This window comes from Aeromonas sp. FDAARGOS 1403, assembly GCF_019047325.1.
Taxonomy (GTDB): domain Bacteria; phylum Pseudomonadota; class Gammaproteobacteria; order Enterobacterales; family Aeromonadaceae; genus Aeromonas; species Aeromonas dhakensis.
The window spans coordinates 2,954,094-2,976,075 of the sequence record NZ_CP077249.1; the positions used below are offsets into that span (position 1 = coordinate 2,954,094).

The following is a 21,982-nucleotide window of genomic DNA, read 5'->3' on the forward strand; positions in this document are numbered from 1 at the left end:
ATTTCAGGACTCCGACAAGGTGGCACAACCGGTGGTGACAGGCTGATGCGTGGCAAGATGGTGAATGGCAAACCAGAGCTGACCGGCGGCGATGCCACCGTCATTGAGTGGCAGGGTTTCGCTGGTCAATACCTGCCGACCGGCGGCTTCGAGTGCGGGCACCAGCTGGTCCATCAGTACCCGGTTTTGAAACACGCCGCCCCCGAGCGCCACCGGATAGCCGGGGAAGCGCTCCGCCAGGGCGATGACCAAATCGTTGATGGCGCGGATAAAACCGGCGGCCAGGCTGGCGGTGGCGGTGCCTTTTCGCCGCTCGCTGACAAGGGTATTGAGCAGCTCTGCCCACTCGATCTGCAGCGGCCCTTTCGCTGATTGGCTGAGATCAAAGGCGAGGGGGAAGGGCACTTCATCGGGGGCAAGCTGCAAGGCGGCTGCCTCCAGCAGGAGCCCGGCCTCGCCCTCGTAATCCGGGGTGTCGATCACTCCCAAGAGCGCCGCCACCGCATCGAATAGCCGACCGATGGAGCTGGTGTAGGGGGCGTTGCGACCCAGCTGCCAAAGCTGGTGCAGGTTGCTGATCCGCTTAAGGGGCAGTTGCTTGATCAACGGAATATCGAGGGCACTGATCTGCTCAGGACTATGCGATTCAAACAGCAGCCCCAGCAGCTGGCGCACTGGCTCACGAATGGCCGCCTCGCCGCCGACAAGCTTGAAGGGCTGGAGGTGGGCAACCCGCTCGAAGCCCTGAACGTCTGCGATCAGTAGCTCGCCGCCCCAGAGGGTGCCGTCATCGCCAAGGCCGGTGCCATCGAAGGCAACCCCCAGTACAGGGCCCGTGGTGTCGTACTCGGCCATCACTGCCAGCAGGTGGGCGTGATGGTGCTGCACCTCGAGGTGGGTGGCACCCTGATCCTGGCAATAGCCCTTGGCCCACTGATGGCTGAGGTAGCCGGGGTGGCGATCCGAGACCAGCAGTTCTGGCTTGAGGTCGTAGAGTTCGCGAAAGGTCGCCAGGGTCTGCTCGAAGTGCTCCTGCATCGGCAGGCTGTGCAGATCGCCGATATAGGGGCTGTAGATGCGCTGGCGGCCGAAGGCGAGCGCCAGCTGGTTCTTCTGCTGCGCCCCGACCGCCAAGAGCGGCACCCTGACCGCCTCTTTCAGGCTGGGGGTGCAGGGGGCATAGCCCCGGGCGAGGCGCAACGTCTGGCGTCGCCCGCCCGCCCACTGCACCAGACTGTCGTCGCAGGGGTGTAGGATTGGGCGGTTGTGATCCAGGATGCCGTCAATCTCGCGGCCGAGTTCCCTGACCACCGCCTCGCACTCGATGAGGATTGGGCTGCCGCGACCATTGGCGCTGGTGGCCACCAGCGGCATGGCGCAGGCGTCCAGCAGCAGCTGATGGAGCGGGGTATAGGGGAGCATGATGCCAAGGTAGGGGATGCCGGGGGCGATCCCCTCGGCCAGCGGCGCGGCTGGTTGCCCAGTTTCTGAGAGCCGATCATCGTTTTTGCGCTTGCGCAGCAGGGTGATGGGTCTGGCCTGAGAGGCGAGCAGCGTCCACTCGTCTTCGCTGCCGGTGAGATGCAGTTTGGCCTCGGCAAGGGAGCCCATCATCACCGCCAGCGGCTTGCGCACGCGCCGCTTGAGCGTCCGCAATCTGGCGACACTCTGTTCATTGCGGGCATCACACATCAAGTGATAACCCCCCATCCCCTTGACTGCGATAAGCTTGCCCGCTTGCAGGGCGCGGGCGGCGGTGTGCAGCGCATCCTCGTGCTCGGCCAGCGCATCGCCGTGGCCGCTGCGCCAGGTCAGATGGGGCCCGCACTCGGGGCAGCTTACCGGCTGGGCGTGGTAGCGTCTGTCCAGCGGGTCTTCATAGGCCGCCGCACAGCGCGGGCACATGGCAAAGCCCGCCATGGCGGTATGGGGGCGGTCGTAGGGGAGGCGGCGGATAATGGTGTAGCGCGGGCCGCAGTGGGTGCAGTTGGTAAAGGGGTAGTGGTGGTGGCGATCGTTGGGATTGGCCACATCCCGGGCGCACGCCTCGCACATCCCCTGATCCGGCGAGATGGCGACCGTGGCCGCGCTCTGCTGCTGGCTGGCTTTAATTCGAAACTGGCCATGAAATTGGCCATCGAAGTCGGGATCATGAGCAAGGGGCAGCTCCCGCTCGCTGAAGTGATCGATTCGGCTTAAGGGCGGCGCCAGTTCCCGCAGTTCGCGGGTAAAGGCTGTGAGCTGCTCGGGTGATCCTTCGGCACCTATGGTGACGCCGCTCGCGTCGTTCAACACATAACCGGCAAGGCCGTGGCGCAGCGCCAGCCCATAGACGAAGGGGCGAAAGCCGACCCCCTGCACTATACCGTCGATATGAAATTCGCGGCGCAGCCGGTTGGCCACAGGATTGGAAGAGCCAGAGGGGGCGATGGTGGCGCTCATGCCGGCTCCATCTCATCTTGAGTCTGCGGCAAACGCAGCACCCGGCGCTCGTTCTCCTCGCGCCGCACCCAGCCATCCATCTCCATGCGCAGGCAGAACGGAATGGCGTATTTACGCGACAAACCGGTGATCTCCTTGAGGGATGCCATGTCGATCAGATCTCCCACCTGCTGGCCCGCCAGCACTTCGGCGACCATCTGGTTGTAAAGGGTGGCGTCGTAGTAGATGGGGCCATCGAGCTGCACCAGGTACTTGAGTCGCGCCAGATTGCGCAGCTGCTTTTGCAACGCGCCTTTTTGTTGCAAGCCCTGCTGCAGGGCGGCGGGCAGTTTCTGGGTGATAAAGGGGTCCAGCGCCACGCCGCCGGGGCCCAGTTTACCGGGCTCGTAACCCTCCTTGCCTTGATCTCGCACCACCTTGAGCACCAGCTGCGCCTCTTCTCCCAGATCATCTTCCGACTCGCCGCTGCCCGGCTGCCACTTGTCATGGTGCAGGCGAATGTGCTGCTCGCTTTTGAGCTGCTGGAGCAGGGCCTGAATGACCGGCAGGGCTATGCCAAAACGGGTTGTGAGCTCTGCAGCGCTAAGCGGTTCGCTGGCCAGCGTAGCCAGCAGCTGGTCGCGGCTCTGTGCCAGCCAGCAGCTATCCAGCAGCCACTCACCGAGCGGGGTGACCTGCTCGGGTCGCTGGTCAAAGCGGCTAGCCAGTACATAGCCATTGAGCCCCAGTTGCAGGGTGGCCGGGTTGTAGTGCTCAAGCTCATCTGGCAGCTCGCCCAGCAGGGCGTGCAGCGTCTTGCGTCTGGCGGGGTGGATGTCGCCGCACCAGACGATGCGGGCGCCGTGCAGCAGTTCGCTGCTGCCGTGGCGAATGATGGCGAGCGGCTGGCCAAAGAAGCAGGGGATGGGGCTGGTAAAGATCAGCCGCGCCAGCCGGGTATCCTTGATGGGCACGAAACGGGCCCGGCCATGCCAGCTGCCGAGGGCCACTTCCACTTCGCGGTTGCGTTGCTCCCTGATGCTGCCGCCGACCTCGCAGAGCCGCACGATAAGGTGGGTGGCCGCCCCGCACTGACCGGCAGTGCTGGTGAGGCAGTGACCGCGGGCCACCTCCTTGTGGGGCACTTTTTTAAGGCCCACCGCTACCCGGCAGACGGCGCCGATTTCGTCGACGCTCTGGTGATAGGCCTGCAGGGAGCGCACCTGCACTTCCCGATCGGCGGGGTAGAGGCGCAGCTTGTCCCCCACCTTGAGGCGGCCCTGTTGCAGGGTGCCGGTGAGCACGGTGCCGGTGCCGTTGGCGGTAAAGACCCTGTCTACATACAGGCGCGGGGCAGCCCGTTCGCGGGGGGCATGATGCTCGGCCATATCCCCCAGCTGGCGCACGATGGCGGTGTGCAGGGCAGCCATGTTCTCGCTGGTCTTGGCGCTGACGCTGACGATGTCGGGCACCATGCCGCTCTCGTCCATCACCCGCTCCAGCAGGCTCTCTTCAAGGAGTTCCAGCTCGTCGGGCGTTACCAGATCGCACTTGTTGATGCAGACCAAGAGGCGCGGCACCCCCATCGCCTTGAGCAGGCGCAGGTGATCGCCAGTCATCGGCATCCACCCCTCGTCGGCGGCAATCACCAGCAACACCAGATCCAGACTCCAGAGCCCCGCCACCATATTGCGGATATAGCGCTCGTGGCCGGGCACGTCGATGACGCCTATGGTGTTGCCCTGACCGTCGTTAAAGTGGGCAAAGCCGAGATCCTGGGTCATGCCGATGGCCTGCTCATGGGCGCGGGCGGTGGTGATGCCGGTGAGAGCCTTGATAAGCAAGGTCTTGCCGTGATCCACGTGACCGGCAAGGCCGATAACGGCGCGATAGGAAGTCATGGGATCAAGGCTCCTGGCTCGCAGTGATCGGGGTGGGTAGCAGCAGTTGCTTAAGCTGGGCGATCAGCAGCTCCATGTCCTCGTCGAGCAGGGTGGCCATATTGAGCAGTACCTTCTGCTGGCGCACGGTGGCGATGACCGGTACTGGCAGTTTGCGCAAATCATCGAGCAACTGTTGGGCCGGACGCGGGTCGGTGCACTCCAGCGCAGGGGCTGGATAAAACTCGTCCGGCAAGGTGCCGCCGCCCACCACCAGCTGGGCGGGAACCGGCACAAAGCAGCCGGGCAGGGCGGTCATCAGCTGGGAGGCTTTCGCCTGCATGGCGGCCGGGTTGCTTAAAGTCCGTTGGGCGATACCCTCGCCGACGGGGGACTTGTTGAGCTTGTGGATGAGCAGGCGTTCCAGCAGGGAGTGGATGATGCGGCTCGAGCGGAAGGTGCGCATCATGGGGTGTTTTTCCAACCGCTTGATAAGGTCCGCACGGCCGCTGATGATGCCGCACTGAGGCCCGCCCATCAGCTTGTCGCCGGAGTAGCAGACCAGATCCGCCCCCGCCTTGATGTACTGGCGCACCGAGGTTTCGTCCGGTGCAAACTCCTCGGTGGTCAAGCCCGAGCCCTGATCCACTGCCAGCACCACCTGCTCGGGCAGGGCGCGGGCCAGCTCGCCGATGTCGGCGGATTCGGTAAAGCCGCGAATGGCGAAATTGGATCTGTGTACCATCAGCACCAGCGCGGTCTGATCGGTGATGGCATCGAGGTAATCCCGGGCTGTGGTGATATTGGTTGTGCCCACCTCCACCAGTTTGGCGCCAGAGAGGGCCAGAATGTCGGGGATGCGAAAGCCGCCGCCAATCTGGATCTGTTCGCCTCGCGAGACGATTACCTCGCGCCCCTTGGCCACCTCCTGCAGCAGCAAAAAGAGCGAAGCGGCATTGTTGTTCACCACCAGCGAATCCTCGGCCTGGGTGAGGCAACGGAGCAGGGGGGCGATCAGCCCCTTGCGCCCGCCGCGCTTGCCGGTGGCGAGATCCAGCTCCAGATTGTTGTAGCCAGTGTTGAGGTCGCGCACCTCGTCCCACAGATCGCTGCTTAACGGTGAGCGCCCCAGATTGGTATGCACCAGGGTGCCGGTGGCGTTGATCACCCGGGTCTGACGCTGGCGCAACTGCTGTCGGCAGCGTTTGGCTATCAGCGCCTCGATCTGCTCGGGGGCGACGCCGTGCTGGCGAAAATATTCGCTCTGGCGCAGCTCGCTCAGGGTGTCGCGCACCGCCTGGGTCACCAGCGGGCGGCTCAGCGCCTCGATAAAACCTGCGAGAAAAGGTTGCTGCAGCAGCTGTTCCACTTGTGGCAAGCGGCGCTGGTTTGCTGGAGTCGCGGCATAAGAGGCGCTGGGGGCGAGGGAGGATACGTCAGACGGAGTTGGCATGGGATGACCCGGGCTGTGCGTGGGAGTGTCATGCACGCCGCCTTGCCGGGGGAAGGCCGCTGCGACGCTGCTTATTTGCTGCTTTTTGCCATTCATGAATTAATAAAAAAGGCGAATGGATAAATTAATGTTCGAGCAGATAAATAAGGTGGTCGGAGCGCATTCAGATTATATTGGCAATGCGACAGGCGCCTTGTTAGAACAATGTGTGAAACAGTCGTCAACCAGCCTGAAACATAATTGACGGTTTCTCTCCAATATATGAAATTTGGCGGAAGAGGCAGGAATCGAACCTGCCAAAGCCTTCTCGGCTCTCATCGGTTTTGAAGACCGAGGAGGCCACCAGACCCCATCAGCTTCCGCAATGGCCACCATTTTGTGGCAATTTTCTGTGACTGGCAACGCTTTTTTATGTTTAAAAATAGCGAGTTGGCCGACTTTCTGAAAAATGTCCGCGCGTTGATTTATATCAATTTCATGGCAATTAGCCCGATGTTTTTAATTTAACATCGGGCGTTTATATATGCCTTTAGAGGGAGCGCAGACTGCTGCCGTTAACAAGCCGGCAAATAATCGGTGGCCGCGTTGGTGATATTCCACTGGACCAGCCGGTTTATTAACAACTCGCTATCTTTGGCCTCTTCCAGGTGATCGTAGAGATAATCCATGGCCCCGCTCACCATCTCGGTCATCGGGAAGGAGAACGCCACGATGGCCGGTTGTACCCCGACAAAGATCACCTCGGGGACAAAGGTCTTGAGCTCGTCGATCAAAAAATTGAGCGGCATGTTGTGGGTCGAGAAGATAAACATCTCGGCGATGGTCTCGGGGGGGATCACCTGTAGGGTACCCGCCTTCTCGCCGATCTCGGCGGCATCCACCAGCACCACCCGATCTGGTTGCAGCTCCCGCACCTTGTAGACCACATTTTCTGGCGCGATGCCGCCGTCGATATGGATCCATCCGGGCAGGGGGGCGGCCTGCAGCTTGTCGGCGAGATAGGGGCCGGCACCGTCGTCCCCCATCATGGCATTGCCCACGGTCAACACGAGATTGCAGCCCATCAGCGGCTCCTTACCATCAGGTACATATGGGGGTCGTTAAAGAGGGCGGTGAGCTGATCCATAAAGGTATTGGTCCAGCCCAGCTCCTGCTCATCGAGCACATTGTCGGCTTTGCGCAGTCGGTCGAAGGCGCAGGCCAGCATATGGCAGTGCTCGCGATAGATGGTGATCTCGCCAAAGGTGAGAAACCCCTCCATCTTGCGGCGCGCCTCGCTCCCCTCTGGCAGCTTGGCCACCCAGTCGCGATAACCGGTCAGCGAGCAGACCAGGTCTGCTCGCAGGCAATCGACGATGCCGAGGTGGTGGCCGATGGCGAGGCTGTAGTACATCACCTCTTTGGCTTCCTCGGGGACGTCGAACTGCTCGTCGACGAACTTGCGCGAGAGGCGATAGAAGAAAACCTCGTCAGCCATGCACCGCCTCTCCTTTGCCGGCCGCCCGGTTGAGGCAGGCGTTTGCCAGGTTGTTGACGATCTCCGCCAGGCGCGGGTCGTCGTGCTGATCGAGGTAGCTCTGGATGCGCAGATCCACATCCTGCTGGGTCGCACCTTCGAGCAGGGCCATGAATTCGTCGGCGATGATCCGCCCCTGCCGGTAACCGGCCATGCGGCGCGCTTCGCGTTCGATCATCACCCGGATTTCATTGGGGATGCCGGTGTGGCGCAGTTCGACCCGCTCACCCGGTTGCACCTCGTGGCTGGTGGCTTTGAGTTTCTGTTCCAGCAGACCGAGCGCCACGGCAAAGCCATAAATGGTAGCCGCCGGTGTGGGGGGGCAGCCGGGGATATAGACATCTACCGGCACGATTTTGTCGGTGCCGCCCCAGACGCAGTAGAGGTCGTGGAAGATGCCACCGTCACAGCCGCAGGCGCCGTAGGCGATGCAGATCTTGGGATCGGGCGCCGCCTCGTAGGCGCGCAGGGCCGGCACCCGCATCGCCCGGGTCACCGCGCCGGTAAAGAGCAGGATGTCGGCGTGGCGGGGGGAGGCGACCACCTTGATGCCGAAACGCTCGGCATCAAACAGCGGGGTGATGGTGGCGAAGATCTCGATTTCGCAGGCGTTGCAGCCGCCGCAATCGACCCGGTAGACATAGGCCGAGCGGCGAATGTCCTTGAGCAGGGTCTTCTTGAGTTTGGTGATCTCGGGATCCTGTGCCAGCGGCACGGCGCGGGTATGGGCATGGCCGACAACCGGTTCTATGCCTTTGATCTTGCTCATCACATCCACTCCTGTTGTGTGGTCATCGGTGCGGCCATCGGTGTGGCTATCGGTGTGATCAGGGCCGAGTCAGGCTGGCTCAGCATGCTCTGTTTTCGTTTGCAGTCGGGGCAGTGGTGCAGTCGCTCCGGGGTAGTGAGCGGCGTACCCGCCTGCTTGAGGGTGTCCTCCACCAGTGCTACCAGCTTGCTCGGGGCAAAGTAGGTGCCGCACAGGGTGCAGGGGGCCAGCGCGAAGCGGGCCTCCTCATAGAGATCCGCCTTGTTGGTCACCGCCAGCTCGAACTCGGGGGAGAGGGCGATGGCATGGGTCGGGCAGACCTCCTCGCAGCGGCCGCAGAAGATGCAGCGCGCCATGGAGATCTCCCAGCGCCGTTCGCCGGTCTCAATGTCCACTTCCATCACCAGCGCGTTGGCCGGGCAGGCCTTGGTGCAGGCGGCGCAGGCGATGCACTGATCCGCCTGATATTTCGGTTTGCCGCGAAAATCCCGGTTCACCTCATAAGGGGCAAAGGGGTATTTGGCGGTCGGGGTGCCAGCCTTGAGGATGGTCTTGAACAGCTTGATCATGATGACCCCTTATTTCAGCGGAGAGTGCTTGCGATCGATGCCGTAGCGCTCGATCTCCTTGTAGGAGACCACGGTGGATTTGCCCTTCTTGGGGTCGACCAGGGTGACCCGGTCGGTACAGGAGTAGCAGGGATCCAGACTGCCGATGATGAGCGGCGCATCCGCCACGGTATTGCCGCGCAGCATGTAGCGCAGGGCGGGCCAGTTGGCGTAGGTAGCGGCGCGGCAGCGCCAGCGGAACAGCTTCTGGTTATCTCCCGTCATGCTCCAGTGGACGTTCTCGCCGCGGGGCGCTTCGGTAAAGCCCAGCGCAAACTTGCCCGGCTGGTAGGTGAAGCCTTCGGTGAGCAGTGGCCCCTCCGGCAGGTGCTCCAGGCCAAACTCAATCATGTCGAGGGAGTCGTAGAGCTCGTGGATGCGTACCAGTACCCGGGATTGCACGTCGCAACCCGCCTTGGTCTGGATCTCCATCGGCAGCTCGCGGTAGCCGGCAAAGTCGTGGACCCGGCGCACGTCACGTTTGAAGCCGCTCGCCCGCACCATGGGGCCGACGCAGCTGAAATCGCGGGCAATTTGCGGGTCGAGCTTGCCGATGCCGATGAGGCGGGAGGAGATGTTGGCGGTATCCAGCAGCATGGCCACCAGGGGTTTGAGCTCATCACGGAGTTCCCGCACCAGCTGGGCACCCTTGATGCGATCCTCCTTGAAGATATCGCGGCGCACCCCGCCAATCAGGTTGAGACCATAGGTCTTGCGGGCACCGGTCAGCAACTCGGCCAGGGTCATGGATTTCTCCCGCACCCGGAAGAACTGCATGAAGCCGGTGTCGAAACCGGTGAAGTGGCTCGACAGGCCGATGTTGAGGATATGGCTGTGCAGGCGCTCCACCTCCAGCAGCACGGCGCGGATCATCTTGGCCCGCTCCGGCACTGGAATACCCATGGCGTTCTCTACCGAGGTGGTGTAGGCGACGCTGTGGGTAAAGCCGCAGATACCGCAGACCCGGTCGGTCAGAAACGCCACTTCGTTGTAGCCCATGCGGGTTTCCGCTAGCTTCTCCATGCCGCGATGGACATAGAAGAGGCGGTAGTCGGCATCGATGATGTCTTCGCCATCGACGAACAGACGAAAGTGCCCCGGTTCGTCCGAGGTGATGTGCAGCGGGCCGACCGGCACGATGCGGTTGGCATCACTGCCGAGCTCGTTGACGAAGGGGTAGGTCTCGGTGTCGGTGGTGGGCATCGGGCGCTGGCGATAATCCATGGCGTCCTTGCGCAGCGGGTGGATATCCTCCGGCCAGTCATCCGGCAGTACCAGACGGCGTTCGTCCGGCAGGCCGATGGCGCGCAGGCCGTACATGTCGCGGATCTCCCGCTCACCCCACACCGCTGCCGGAATGGTCGGGGTGATGGAGGGGTACTCCTGGGTATCGGCATCCACCAGCACCCGGACTGTGATCCAGCACTTGGTGTCGCCCTCCATGGAGAAGACGTGGTAGACGGCGAAGTGACCGTTGAGGCTGCGCTCGTCATTGGCAAAGGAGAGGGGAAGCCAGCCCCCCAGCTGGTGGAAGATCAGGCTGGCGGTCTCGACCAGACTGGTGGGTTTGACGGTGATGGTGGCCTGATCGGCGGTTTGCCACTCCTCGTCGACGATGGCGTGGGGCAGTTGTGCTCGCACCTGCTGGATGTAGTCGCAGCCGATGCGATCCGAAATGGCGATGGTCATGCAGTTCTCACTTTAATGTTCGGGAATGAGCATTCACAAATGATGAAATCGGAAAAAGTTGCTGTGCTGGCGGGCATGGCTCAGATCCCGACCAGATAGGCGAGCAGCGCCAGCAGGGCCAGCCCCAACCCGTAGCGGGTGAGCTTGTGGGTGCGCACGAACTGGGTACGGGCCATGGCGTTTTCGATGATGCCGGCCAGTAAAAGGGCCACCAGCAGCTTGCAGGCGAGGATCAGCGCCGCGCCGATGAGCGCAGGCAGACTCCAGTTGGCCGCCTTGCCGAAGGGCAGGAAAATGACCAGAAAGAGCTGTACCACCACCAACTGCTTGAGGCCGATGGAGAGCTTGAGCAGGGCCAGGCCCGCACCGGAATACTCGGTGAGCGGCCCCTCCTGCAGCTCCTGCTCGGCTTCGGCGCAGTCAAAGGGCAGCTTGCCCATCTCGACAAACACCGCGAAGGCGCAGGCGGCGCCGGCCAGCAGGGTGGCGATGGGCGCGGCCAGTGGCTGGGTCGCCACATAGCTGCTGATATTGCCCAGATCCGAGCTGCCCACCATCATCGCCATGATGAAGCAGGCGAGCACCAGAATGGGCTCCACCAGAATGCCGAGGGTCAGTTCGCGGCGGGCACCGATCCCTGCAAACATGCTGCCGCTGTCGAGCCCCGAGAGGGAGAAGAAGAAGCGGAAGATGGCGAACAGATAGATATCGGTGATGAGATCCCCGGCGATGGGGAAGGGAGATTCGTGAGTCAGGGTTGGCAGCGCCATCCCTACCAGCAAGAGGGCGGCGATCAGCAGCGCAGGCATCAGGTTGAAAATGATGCCGGCAGGCTCGGGGGTCACCTCCTGGCGGCGCAGGAGCTTGGCGATATCCCGGTAATCCTGCAGCAGGCCCGGCCCCTGACGGGAGTGCATCTTGGCCCGCAGCACCCGGTTGAAACCGGTGGCGAGCGGCGCCAGCGCCAGCATGGCGATGGCCTGGGTCAGGGCGAGGGCAACCATGCCCCAGCTCGGCATTTCAAGAACAGGCATATCAGACTCCTACAGCCATCAGGATAAAGAGCGCCAGCACAACGCCATTTATTAAAGAGAGCAGCAGCTTGCCGGTGTTGCCGCAGGTATCGCTCACCCCGTGCAGGGCGCTGGCCAGATCGAGCTGCGGCTGCTTGCGATAGAGCGGCGCGCAGAGTTGGCGCAAGGTGTGGGTGACACCGCCGGAGGTGAGGCTCATGCGCTCCTCATAGGCGTAACCACAAGCCCACGGGGTGCCGGCGTGACGACGACCGAGTTTGGGCCCCTTGAAGATGGCCAGTACCAGCAGCGGGATGAGGAACAGACCCAGCAAGGTGATGGCGATAACGGGCGGGGAGAGGATCGCCTGGCTGCTGTCGAGTGGCAGCAGGGTGGCGCCGGTGGCGACACTCATCTGGCTGGCAACCAGCGCCTGACCATAGCTGGCGATATGGGGGGCAATCCAGGGGGCGCCCAGACCCAGCACCAGACAGACCGCAGCCAGCAGCAGGGTGCCTGCCACCATGGCCCCCGGCACTTCGCGGGCGTGGCTCGCCTTCTCGCTGCGCGGTGCGCCGCAGAAGCAGATGCCGTAGACCTTGACGAAACACATCACCGCCATGGCGCCGGTCACCGCCAGCATCACTACCGCGAGCGGCGCAACGACAGAGGTGCCGAGTTTGGTCATGGAAAGCAGGGACTGATAGATAAACCACTCGCTGACAAAGCCGTTCAGCGGCGGCAGCGCCGAGATGGCCATGGCACCGATCAGGAACGCCAGCGCTGTCCAGGGCATCAGCTTGGCGAGCCCCCCCATCTTGTCCATGTCGCGGGTGTGCAGGCGGAACATCACAGAGCCGGTGCCCATAAAGAGCAGGCTTTTGAAGATGGCGTGGTTGAGCAGGTGATAAAGCGCACCGAGCAGCCCCAGCACCACCAGCGCCGGCTGCTGGTTGGCGATGCCGATCATGCCGATCCCCATCCCCATCAGGATGATGCCGATGTTCTCCACCGTGTGGTAGGCGAGCAGCCGCTTGAGATCGTGCTCGGCCAGCGCAAACAGCACCCCGAGCACTGCCGAGCAGGCACCGAAGATCAGCACCACATAGCCCCACCAGAGCTGGCTGGCACCGAGAAAATCGATGCTGACCCGCAAGATGCCAAAGAGACCCAGCTTCACCATCACGCCGGACATCAGCGCCGAGATATGGGACGGCGCGACGGGCTCGGCCACCGGCAACCAGCCGTGCAGCGGCACGAAACCGGCGCGCAGGCCAAAGCCGCAGAAGCTGAGCAGGAACACCAGCGAGGCTAAGCCGCCCGCCAGATGGTGCTCGCGCAGTGCGGCGAACTCCTGCGAGCCGCTTTCGCGGCAGAGCAGCCAGAAGGCGATCAGCACCAGTGCCATGCCGATATGGTTCATCACCAAGTAGAGGCGGCTCTGTTTGGTAGCCTCCGGGTTGGTTTTGACCAGCCAGTAGGTGGTGAGGGTTACCAGCTCGTAGCAGAGCAAGAAACCGAGCGCGTTGTCGGCCAGCACCATGCCCACCATGGCAAAGAGGAAGAGGTTCATCAGCGCACCGATGGCCACATCCCCCTTGCCCTGATATTCGCGGATATAGGCAAAGGAGTAGAGGGCGACGGCGACGCCGACGGTGCTGATCACCAGCAGCATCAGTGCGGAGAGCGTGTCTAGATAAAAAGAGCCGAGATGCACCGAACCCAGCAGCCAGAGTTGGCTATCGACGGGTGCGCCTTGGGCAAAGGTCTGGATGGCGGCGACCAGACCCGCGAGCGAGCCCAGCAGGGCAAAACCGCTATTGAGACGGTTGGCCAGTGCGGGCAGTTTTTGCAGCAGCAAACCGGCGGCAGCGCCCAGTAAAAAGAGCAGGAGCGTGGCCATAACAAGGGGGGACAACATCAGCACGCTCCCTCTGTGGTGGATAAATCGGATGCAGGGAGCGCCGTGGCAGGCGCCGAGAAGGCAGAGGCCCCTTGCGGGTTGGTGTCGGCCGCTTGCTGGCGACGGATACGGGCGGCGCGTTCGGTGTCGCCGTCATTGACCAGCTTCAGCGCCTGGGAGGGACAGGCACCGACACAGGCCGGGCCATCGGCGCGAAACTCGCACAGGTCGCACTTGACGGCGATGCTGCGCACGCCCGGCTCCCAGCTCAGCAGATCCTCGCCAAAGCAGCGCAGGCCGGCGGAGGTGGAGGGGTTGCTGGAGCGGATGGAGCAGGGGATATAGGTGTCGTAACTGGTGGCCACGGCCACCGGACGGCTGCCGCCGCTCTGGATGGCGCCAAAGGGACAGGCCACGGCGCAGAGGTTGCAGCCGATGCAGAGCGATTCGTTGAGTTGCACGCAATTGCCGGTCTGGCGAATTGCCTCGACCGGGCACACCTTGATGCAGGGGGCATCGTCACAGTGACGGCACTGAACCGGCATGGTCGCCTGCTCGTGTCGCATAACGGTTAAACGGGGGGCTTGTTGCAAACCTTGCGCCTTGTGTACCTCGCTGCAGGCCGCCATACAGGTGCCACAGCCGATACAAAGCTTGGGGTCAGCGATAACGAAGCGGTTCATAGCCTACCTTGTCGTGTCGCGAACGGAGTGAATAGGGGCAGGTTGGCAAGATACGGGCCAGCTTGAAAAAAGTGACTGAATAGAACTTAACTGATTGTTTTTTAATAAATAAAAAAAGTGGTGATGAAGCGGGGTGGCACTTGTGCGGGTGTCGAACCGTGACGTTCGTCACTTGTGACGAAGAGGGAAAGGGGGTTCGTCACCATCAGCTGGCGCCGGGTTGTCGAAGGTTTGCAGCCTGAGCCACAGACCCGGTTACCACCAGCCGCTGGCCAATGGTGTGGCGCCCTGGATGCCGGTGCCGGTCTGGCCGGGATTGGCCAACTTTCTTCATCCCCTCATAAAAAAGAAACAAAGCACTGTCTTTATGCCAATTTACTGAGAAAAATATGCGCATTTGGTTTTTATTTTGGAATTTTAATCTGGAGTTAAAGTTTTTAATTGCCAGACACCGCCGGATGAAATCGCTTTCGTGGGTTCGCTTGGAAATCATAGGGTGACATGCGAATCCATATGGGATATTTCTATTATTACTGTTTTTGGTGGTGATTATTTATGACGGCAAGACGTACCTGTCGCAGATATATATAAGTATCCAGAGCGCATTCATGCTGCTGTTTATTGGGGGTATCCTCCCCATTTGCACATGCATGTCGATGTTGTTTTTATGAATGGTGTTTTGTTTGTTTAAATGATTAGCCTGGCTATATAAGCCAGCGAATATCATCTGCCGATATATGTAATGGCGTGAACACCCGCAATATATAAGCGAATGGTCAGCTCTGTGCATGGTTGATGCTGGTTATTAAGGCGTTTTGTCAATTATCAAGAGCGGAACCGCAATGACATTGTTCACGAAGGCATGCTGCTGACCCTGTTCGGCTGCGATGGTCTGTGCCTGCTCGTTGTCTGATATATCTGCAGATAAATATAACGTGGCCATCAATGCGCCAAGTTTTATGTATGCAAATCAAGGAGTGTATCAATGGAAGATTTGTTTGAAAAAAGTCTGTCCCGATATCGGGGAGATGGCCCCTATTTGTATGTCGATGATCGGCAGCTCATCGATGCCGCCTCCGGCACCTTCAACCTGCCGCTCGGTTATACGCACAAGCGGCTGGCCGATAAATTGAAACAACAGATTGATCGATGTGCGCACCTGAGCTCTGCTTATACATGGGAGATCTCGCAACATATTCTCGACAAGCTGACCAGATATACACCGCCAGCAATAGACAGGATCTGGCTGCGCGATGTGTCAGGTTCCGGGGCCGTCGAGTGCGCCATCCGGATGGCGCAAAAATACACCAGACGCTCGGGCGTCATCTCGCTCTACCTGTCACACCACGGGCAATCCCTGGCGACGGCCCAGATCTCGGGCAATGCGTTTCGCATCAAGCACTTCAATATCAATATTGCCGGCTCGTTCAAGATCCCCACACCGCCGAGCGTGCTGGCGACGGGGATTGATGAGGCCTCGCTGGCAGGGTATCCCGATCTGGAGCAGATCCTGCAATTGGGATCCAGCGATAATATCGCGTGCCTTATCATAGAGCCGGTAATGGGCAATGGCGGCAATATCGTCATTCCACAGGCGTTTTACCGCGCCCTGCGAGAATTTTGTCACAAGAATGGCATCGTCATTATTGCCGATGAGGTCCAGACCGGATTTGGTCGCACCGGTACTTTCTTTGCCAGTAACGGTTATGCCAAAGAGCTGGACCCGGACATCATCGTATTTGCCAAAGGGGCCGGCGGAATCGGCATTCCCACGGCCGGTGTATTGATGAAACAAAAACTAGACGTACTGGAATCATTTGAACATTCCAGTACCTCAGGGGCCAATCCGTTATCGCTGGTCGCCCTGAATGAGGTTATTGATATCATTGAGGATGAACAGCTGCTCGCCAACGTACAGCAGAATGAGGCATTTTTGCGCAATGGTCTGTTGGCATTGCAGGAGACCCATCCAGATATTTCTGGCGTGCGTGGTCTGGGTTATATGTTCGGGTTTGATACCCCCTCACCGGAATATGCAGCCCAGGCAATCAAGGTCGCAGCCAGTCATGGTCTGATCATTCGTGGTGCCCGTTATGGCAAGAGCAATGCATTGAAAATACGCCCTCCCTTGATCTGTAACCGGCAACATTTGCAGGAAATTCTGACCAGGCTGGATGAAACATTTACCCAGATGAGCCGGATTTATTCCCTGGACAAGGAGGTGGCGTGATGCAGGCATTGAAATATGTGAAGAGATGGCAGGTCGAGGTGGTTGAAAGCGCCGACCTTGCGTGTATCGAAGCGGATGATGTGGTGGTCGATATCGCCGTATGCGGTATTTGCGGGACGGATGTCGGCATCATCAGCGGTGCCTATCCGGTCGCGGTACCGGGGACGACGCTGGGGCATGAAACCAGCGGGGTGGTGCGGCGGATTGGCCGTGGCGTGACCCGGTTCCAGGTCGGTGATCGGGTCGTGGTGAATCCGACCTATGCCTGCGGCGAGTGCAGAATGTGCCAGACGGGCAATCCCAACCACTGCGAGCAAAAGATGGGGACCGAAGCCGGTGTCTCCTACGATGGTGCCTTTGCCCACCAATATCGGGCCAGGGAGGGCTTCCTGCGTAAGCTGGATGACCACGTGAGCATGGAGGCGGCGTCACTGACCGAACCCCTGAGCTGCACCATCACGGGGGTCGACAAGCTGGCGATCACCCACACCAATATCCGGGCCGCCGTGGTGGGGGCCGGCCCCATGGGCATGCTCTATCTGTGGGTCCTGCATCATAAAGGGCTCAAGCCGTTCCTGGTGGAAAACAACCCGGGGCGCAGTGAGTTCGTGAGGGCACACCTGCCGCCTTCGACGAGCATCTATGAGGATTTCGAGCAGGCCCTCGAGCAGGAATATGGCAGCAAGCAGAGCAATATCGACCTGTGCGTGGATACGACCGGACAACTGACCGAGCTCGTCTTCTCCCGGCTGGCACCGGGCGGCAAATTGCTCAACGTGGCCCTGAAAGAGAAGCTGGCCAGGCTGGATGTGCTGCGCATTGCAGACAAGAGCCTGTCGGTGATCGGGTCCATCGACTCGTTGAACAATAGCTTTGAACGGGCCTACGCCATGATCCGGGATGGTGCTGTGCCGGTCGCCGGATTGATCAGCCATGTGTTTGATTTCTCTGACTATCAACAGGCATTCAAGACGGTTGGCTGTGACATTGCCAACCAGGCCATGGTGCCGCTCGTTACACCGAACTGCAAAGTGCTGGTGCGTCTTGCGGATATCCACTGACCATGAGAGACACCATGCAGTCCATGACGGTTATTTTTGATATCGACGGGGTGATCGTCGACAGCGAGCAGCTTCACTTCGATGTGCTGCGCCATCTTGCGCCAGAGCATGCCTGTTATTACCAGCCGCAACAGCTGATCGGCTTGAGCCTGGAGGAGACGCTTGAGCATATGAGGGTGCCACGGGAGCAGCAGGCCGACATCACGGCGAAGACGGTGGCAACCTACAAGGCGCAGCTGAGCGAGGCGTACCTTCGCCCCGGTGTCCGAGCCTTGATCGACGCCTTGCAAGTGGCCGAGATCCCGTTCGGGTTCGTCTCGACGGCCCCCCGGGATATCTGTCTGGCCAATATCGCGCTGCTTGGTTTGCAGGATCCCCCGAGGCTGATCTCCGGTGATGACGTGTTGCGGACCAAACCCAGTCCCGATCCCTATCTGGCCATGCTCGACATCCTGGAGGCGAGGGGGGATCGCGTGATCGTGGTGGAAGACACCGACCTCGGGGTACTGGCGGCAACACGGGCGGGGATCGCCGCCGTGTATGGCTGGCCCCACGGGTTGTCAGAGCAGCAGCACTACCGGGATGCCACCGCCACCATCGAGCGGCTGGGCGATATTGCTCCCTTTGCCGCACTGTGTCCCGCCCTCTGAATCTTTGCTCCCTGGCAGCAGGGAGCATGTTAGGAAGTCAATCATGTCAGAACTAACCATGCCGGTGTTTATCCAGCAGCCCATCCAGGCCACCCGAAAAGCCTTTTTCATAGCCGGTTTCAGCCTGGCAACATGGGCCCCCTTGATCCCGCTCGCCAAAGAGAGGCTCCATGTCGATCACGGTGCCATGGGTGCCATCTTGCTGGCTTTTGGCCTCGGTTCTTTGCTGATGATGCCGTTGTCGGGTCTGCTGGCGGCGCGCTACGGCTGCCGGCGCGTCTTTACCTCCGCCTTGCTGGTGGTGCTGCTCACCATGCCCGCGCTGGTGCTGCTGGATCAGGTGCTGGCGATGGCGCTGGCGCTGTTCGTGTTCGGGGCAGGGGTCGGCGCCATGGATGTCGTGGTCAACATTCATGCGGTCATCACGGAAAAACGGGCCGAAAAGCCCATCATGTCCGGCTTTCATGCCCTGTTCAGTCTGGGCGGCATTATGGGGGCCGGCCTGGCCAGTGCGCTGCTGGCATCCGGGGTGTCGCCGCTCCATGTGATCTTCATGGTGCAGGCGCTGTTGCTGCTACTCATGCTGTCGGCCTGGCAGGGGCTGTTGAATGAGTCACAGCCGCGGGATACCCCGTTTTTTGCACTGCCCCATGGCAGCGTCATCATGCTGGGGGCCCTGTGCTTTATCGCCTACATCATGGAGGGCGCCATGCTCGACTGGAGCGGGATCCTGCTGCTGGGCCTGCCGGATATCCATGCCAGCCAGGCGGGGATAGGGTATACCCTGTTTGCCATCACCATGACCATTGGCCGCTTTACCGGCGATCGCCTGATTGGCCGGTTCGGGCAGCGGCGGGTGTTTGTCGCCAGCGCCCTCTTGGCCACCTGCGGCTTTGCCATGCTGGTGCTCGGTGCGTCACTATGGGGGCTGGCTTGCGCCTTCTTGTTGACAGGTTTCGGTCTTGCCAACATAGCGCCCATGCTGTTCACCGCCACGGGGCGCCAGCAGGCCATGCCGGATGCATTGGCGGTGGCCGCCGTATCGACCATGGGTTATTCCGGCATTCTGATGGGGCCGGCCATGATAGGGGGGCTTGCCCACCTGTTCTCATTGATGGGGGCGTTTGCCTGCATCACGGCGCTCTCTTGCGCGCTGTTTCTCTGTGCCCGCCGGCTCCGGCTGGGTGGATGCCCCGAATAGATTGCTGAGGAGATAACGCCTATGAACAAGGAACTCAATACATGGTCCTGGCTCAACGAGCCGGCCAGCTGGCAGCTGGATGGCGACCGCGTGCGGGTGGTGACCGACCATCGGAGCGATTTTTGGCAACGCACCTGGTACGGTTTTGAACGCCATTCAGGCCACGTCTACGGCTGCGAGGTGGAGGGGGATTTCACGTTTCAGGTGTGTGTGGAGGGGGATTACACCACCCTGTATGACCAGGCCGGTCTGATGCTGATCCACAACGAGCAGCACTGGCTGAAGGCGGGTATCGAGTTCAACGATGCCCAGCCCATGATAGGCAGCGTGCTGACCCATCCCCACTCCGACTGGGCAACCGGGCTCTTCCCGGGCGATGCCCGCCGCTTCTGGCTACGCCTGACCCTGGTCAACGGCGCCTTGCGTCTGCAATATTCCTGCGACAAGCAGCACTGGCCCCTATTGCGCCTGTGTCCCTTTGTGGCCGGCCCCCGCCACTTCATCGGCATCATGTGCTGTACGCCGGAGCGGGAGGGGCTGGCGGTCACCTTCTCCGATATTCGCCTCTCCCCGCCGCTTGGCAAGGCATTGCATGATTTGAGCTGACGCCACCCTCAGCTTGCCATGGTTTGCACCAGGAGGGCCGGGGATGAGGGAAAGTCAGCCATATGGTCGCGGTGCACGGCGCTGCGCTTGTTGCACCCTACGGTGGCGAGTCTGTTCGCATAGAGCCCGTCTGTTTTGAAACCCTAGGTTCGATTAGCGAAGCGTGATCGGACGCTCGAGAGACGCTCGAGAACGGAAACATATCGGCAGCATGCCGGGAGTAGGGGGCAAAGAACAAAATGAATTGCGCTGTTTACAGCATATGGTCGACGTGGTGTGCTCCCTTCTCCCCTCGCGGGAGAAGGGCTGGGGATGAGGGGGCGGCCATCGGGGTTAATGCCAAAAAAAGAGGGAGGCCAATGCCTCCCTCTCTCTTTAGCGCAACTCACGCCATCAGATATCCACCTGGGATCCCAGCTCGATGACCCGGTTGGGCGGGAGCTCGAACTGATCCGGCGCGCGCAGGGCGTTGCGCTGCAGCAGCATAAAGAGCTTGCCGCGCAGGTAGAGATACCAGGGGCGCTCCTTCATGATCAGCGACTCGTGGGCCATGAAGAAGGAGGTCTCCATCATCCGGCAACTGAGCCCCTCGGCGTTGCAGCGGTGGAAGATCTCCTCCACGTTGGGGGTCTCGCGCCAGCCGTAGCTGGCCACCACCCGCCAGAAGGTGGGGGAGAGCTGCTCGATGCAGACCCGGCGCACGTTGTGGACGTAGGGCACCTCTTCCACCCGCAGGGTGAGCAGGATGATCCGCTCGTGCAGCACCTTGTTGTGCTTGAGGTTGTGCAGGAGCGCGTGGGGGATCACGTTGACCACCCGCGACATATAGACCGCCGTGCCGGCCACCCGGGTCGGTGGGGATTTTTCCAGCGAGGCGATCATCGGCTCCAGCGAGTTGCCGTGCTCGTTGAGACGGCGAATAAGCTGAAAGCGCTCGCTCTTCCAGCTGGTCATCACGGTGAACATCACCGCCCCCAGGGTGAGCGGCAGCCAGCCGCCGGAGAAGATCTTGGCGAGGTTGGCGGCAAACAGCGGCACGTCGATGGCCAGCAACGCGATAAACAGGGCGGCCACCAGGTACTTGTTCCAGTGCCAGCTGTGGCGGGCCACCGAGCAGGAGAGGATGGAGGTGAGCACCATGGTGCCGGTGACGGCGATGCCGTAGGCCGCCGCCAGATTGCTGGAGTGCTCGAAGCTCATGATGACGATCACCACCGAGATATAGAGCATCCAGTTGATGACCGGAATATAGATCTGGCCGGACTCCTGCTCGGAGGTGTGCACGATGCGGATGGGTGAGAGATAACCGAGCCGCACCGCCTGCCGGGTCAGCGAAAAGACCCCGGAGATCACGGCCTGCGAGGCGATCACCGTCGCCAGGGTCGCCAGCAGCAGCAGCGGCAGCAGCGCCCATTTCGGTGCAAGCAGGAAGAAGGGGTTGGTGATGGCCTCGGGATGGGCCAGCAGCAGCGCCCCCTGGCCGAAGTAGTTGAGCACCAAAGAGGGCAACACCACCATAAACCAGGCGCGCCGGATCGGGCTCTTGCCAAAGTGGCCCATGTCGGCGTAGAGCGCCTCTACCCCTGTGATGGCCAGCACCACGGCGCCGAGGGCAAAGAAGGAGGCGCTCTGGTACCTGGCAAAAAAGCGCAGCGCCCAGACGGGGTTGAGCGCCCCCAGCACCTCGGGATGCTGGAAGATGCTGTTCAGACCCAGCACCGCCAGGGTGATGAACCAGGTGAGCATGATGGGGGCGAACAGCTTGCCCACGGTGGCGGTGCCGTGTTTCTGGATGGCGAACAACAGGGTCAGCACCAGCACAGAGAGCGGCACTATATAAGGGTCGAGGGAAGGGGCGGCGATGTTCAAGCCCTCGATGGCCGACATCACCGACATGGCCGGGGTGATCACCACCTCGCCATAGAAGAAGCTGCCGCCAATGAGCCCCAGGATGATCAGCAAGGGGGTCCACTTGGCCGGGGTGTTGCGGGTGGCCAGTGACATCAGGGTGAGGATGCCCCCTTCGCCGGCGTTGTCGGCCCGCATCACGAAGGAGAGGTACTTGACCGAGACCACCAGGATCAGCAGCCAGAAGATCAGTGAAAGAAAGCCCAGGATGGAGGCGGGCTCCACTCCGAAACCGAACTGGCCGGAGAGGCACTCGCGCAGGGTATAGAGCGGGCTGGTGCCGATGTCGCCATAGACCACGCCGATCGCCGCCAGCGTAACGCCGGACAGGGCTTGTTTGTGATTACCGTTCATGAAGTTGTCTGTCAGTTTGATGGTGACGATTGGCCAG

17 protein-coding genes and 1 tRNA gene are annotated in these 21,982 nt (G+C 61.1%); 5 read left to right on the top strand and 13 right to left on the bottom strand.

What is annotated here, in order from left to right; translation table 11 throughout:
- Positions 1-3 precede the first annotated feature (3 nt).
- The 12 genes from hypF to I6L33_RS14065 form a co-directional block, all read right to left on the bottom strand.
- A complete protein-coding gene (gene hypF / locus I6L33_RS14010) occupies positions 4-2,442 on the bottom strand; it encodes a carbamoyltransferase HypF (RefSeq protein WP_216972725.1) in 2,439 nt (812 codons plus the stop codon).
- A complete protein-coding gene (gene selB / locus I6L33_RS14015) occupies positions 2,439-4,322 on the bottom strand; it encodes a selenocysteine-specific translation elongation factor (protein ID WP_216972726.1) in 1,884 nt (627 codons plus the stop codon). Before selB ends, hypF begins: the two co-directional genes overlap by 4 nt.
- A gap of 4 nt (positions 4,323-4,326) precedes the next feature.
- A complete protein-coding gene (gene selA, locus I6L33_RS14020; RefSeq protein WP_216972727.1) occupies positions 4,327-5,754 on the bottom strand; it encodes an L-seryl-tRNA(Sec) selenium transferase in 1,428 nt (475 codons plus the stop codon).
- A 269-nt stretch (positions 5,755-6,023) separates the two neighbouring features.
- Positions 6,024-6,115, bottom strand: a tRNA-Sec gene (locus I6L33_RS14025).
- A gap of 193 nt (positions 6,116-6,308) precedes the next feature.
- On the bottom strand, positions 6,309-6,818 hold the full coding sequence (gene hycI, locus I6L33_RS14030) for a hydrogenase maturation peptidase HycI (RefSeq protein WP_216972728.1): 510 nt from the start codon (positions 6,816-6,818) through the stop codon (positions 6,309-6,311).
- Entirely contained in the window at positions 6,818-7,231 is a 414-nt protein-coding gene (locus I6L33_RS14035) for a formate hydrogenlyase maturation HycH family protein (protein ID WP_016350983.1), read from the bottom strand. Before I6L33_RS14035 ends, hycI begins: the two co-directional genes overlap by 1 nt.
- Positions 7,224-8,039 (bottom strand): NADH-quinone oxidoreductase subunit B family protein, encoded by an 816-nt coding sequence (locus I6L33_RS14040; protein WP_005301886.1) that lies wholly within the window; start codon positions 8,037-8,039, stop codon positions 7,224-7,226. Before I6L33_RS14040 ends, I6L33_RS14035 begins: the two co-directional genes overlap by 8 nt.
- Positions 8,039-8,608: a formate hydrogenlyase complex iron-sulfur subunit gene (locus I6L33_RS14045; protein ID WP_216972729.1), complete on the bottom strand. Its 570-nt coding sequence runs from the start codon at positions 8,606-8,608 to the stop codon at positions 8,039-8,041. The genes I6L33_RS14040 and I6L33_RS14045 overlap by 1 nt, the downstream gene beginning before the upstream one ends.
- 9 nt (positions 8,609-8,617) lie before the next feature.
- Positions 8,618-10,336: an NADH-quinone oxidoreductase subunit C gene (locus tag I6L33_RS14050; RefSeq protein ID WP_216972730.1), complete on the bottom strand. Its 1,719-nt coding sequence runs from the start codon at positions 10,334-10,336 to the stop codon at positions 8,618-8,620.
- A gap of 80 nt (positions 10,337-10,416) precedes the next feature.
- Complete coding sequence (locus I6L33_RS14055; RefSeq protein WP_025201576.1) at positions 10,417-11,370, bottom strand: respiratory chain complex I subunit 1 family protein; 954 nt, start codon at positions 11,368-11,370, stop codon at positions 10,417-10,419.
- Between the two features lies 1 nt (position 11,371).
- Positions 11,372-13,270 carry a hydrogenase 4 subunit B gene (gene hyfB, locus I6L33_RS14060; protein WP_216972731.1) on the bottom strand — a complete coding sequence of 633 codons (1,899 nt, stop codon included), beginning with the start codon at positions 13,268-13,270 and terminating at the stop codon, positions 11,372-11,374.
- Positions 13,270-13,935 carry a 4Fe-4S dicluster domain-containing protein gene (locus I6L33_RS14065; protein WP_216972732.1) on the bottom strand — a complete coding sequence of 222 codons (666 nt, stop codon included), beginning with the start codon at positions 13,933-13,935 and terminating at the stop codon, positions 13,270-13,272. Before I6L33_RS14065 ends, hyfB begins: the two co-directional genes overlap by 1 nt.
- Before the next feature lie 985 nt (positions 13,936-14,920).
- Between I6L33_RS14065 and I6L33_RS14070 the strand changes: the two genes are divergently transcribed.
- The 5 genes from I6L33_RS14070 to I6L33_RS14090 are packed head-to-tail and all read left to right on the top strand — an operon-like array spanning position 14,921 to position 19,683.
- A complete protein-coding gene (locus I6L33_RS14070) occupies positions 14,921-16,165 on the top strand; it encodes an aspartate aminotransferase family protein (protein ID WP_213343245.1) in 1,245 nt (414 codons plus the stop codon).
- The gene (locus I6L33_RS14075; RefSeq protein ID WP_017786841.1) at positions 16,165-17,226 is read left to right on the top strand and encodes a zinc-binding dehydrogenase; all 1,062 of its coding nucleotides are present in this window, start codon (positions 16,165-16,167) and stop codon (positions 17,224-17,226) included. The genes I6L33_RS14070 and I6L33_RS14075 overlap by 1 nt, the downstream gene beginning before the upstream one ends.
- Positions 17,227-17,228: 2 nt before the next feature.
- Positions 17,229-17,876 (top strand): HAD family phosphatase, encoded by a 648-nt coding sequence (locus I6L33_RS14080; protein ID WP_244840594.1) that lies wholly within the window; start codon positions 17,229-17,231, stop codon positions 17,874-17,876.
- 43 nt (positions 17,877-17,919) lie between these two features.
- Positions 17,920-19,077 carry an MFS transporter gene (locus I6L33_RS14085; protein WP_164464986.1) on the top strand — a complete coding sequence of 386 codons (1,158 nt, stop codon included), beginning with the start codon at positions 17,920-17,922 and terminating at the stop codon, positions 19,075-19,077.
- Positions 19,078-19,098: 21 nt separating this feature from the next.
- Positions 19,099-19,683 (top strand): DUF1349 domain-containing protein, encoded by a 585-nt coding sequence (locus I6L33_RS14090; protein ID WP_213343246.1) that lies wholly within the window; start codon positions 19,099-19,101, stop codon positions 19,681-19,683.
- Positions 19,684-20,076: 393 nt separating this feature from the next.
- Here the strand turns inward: I6L33_RS14090 and kup are convergent, their stop codons facing one another.
- A complete protein-coding gene (gene kup, locus I6L33_RS14095; protein WP_216972733.1) occupies positions 20,077-21,945 on the bottom strand; it encodes a low affinity potassium transporter Kup in 1,869 nt (622 codons plus the stop codon).
- Between the last annotated feature and the right edge of the window lie 37 nt (positions 21,946-21,982).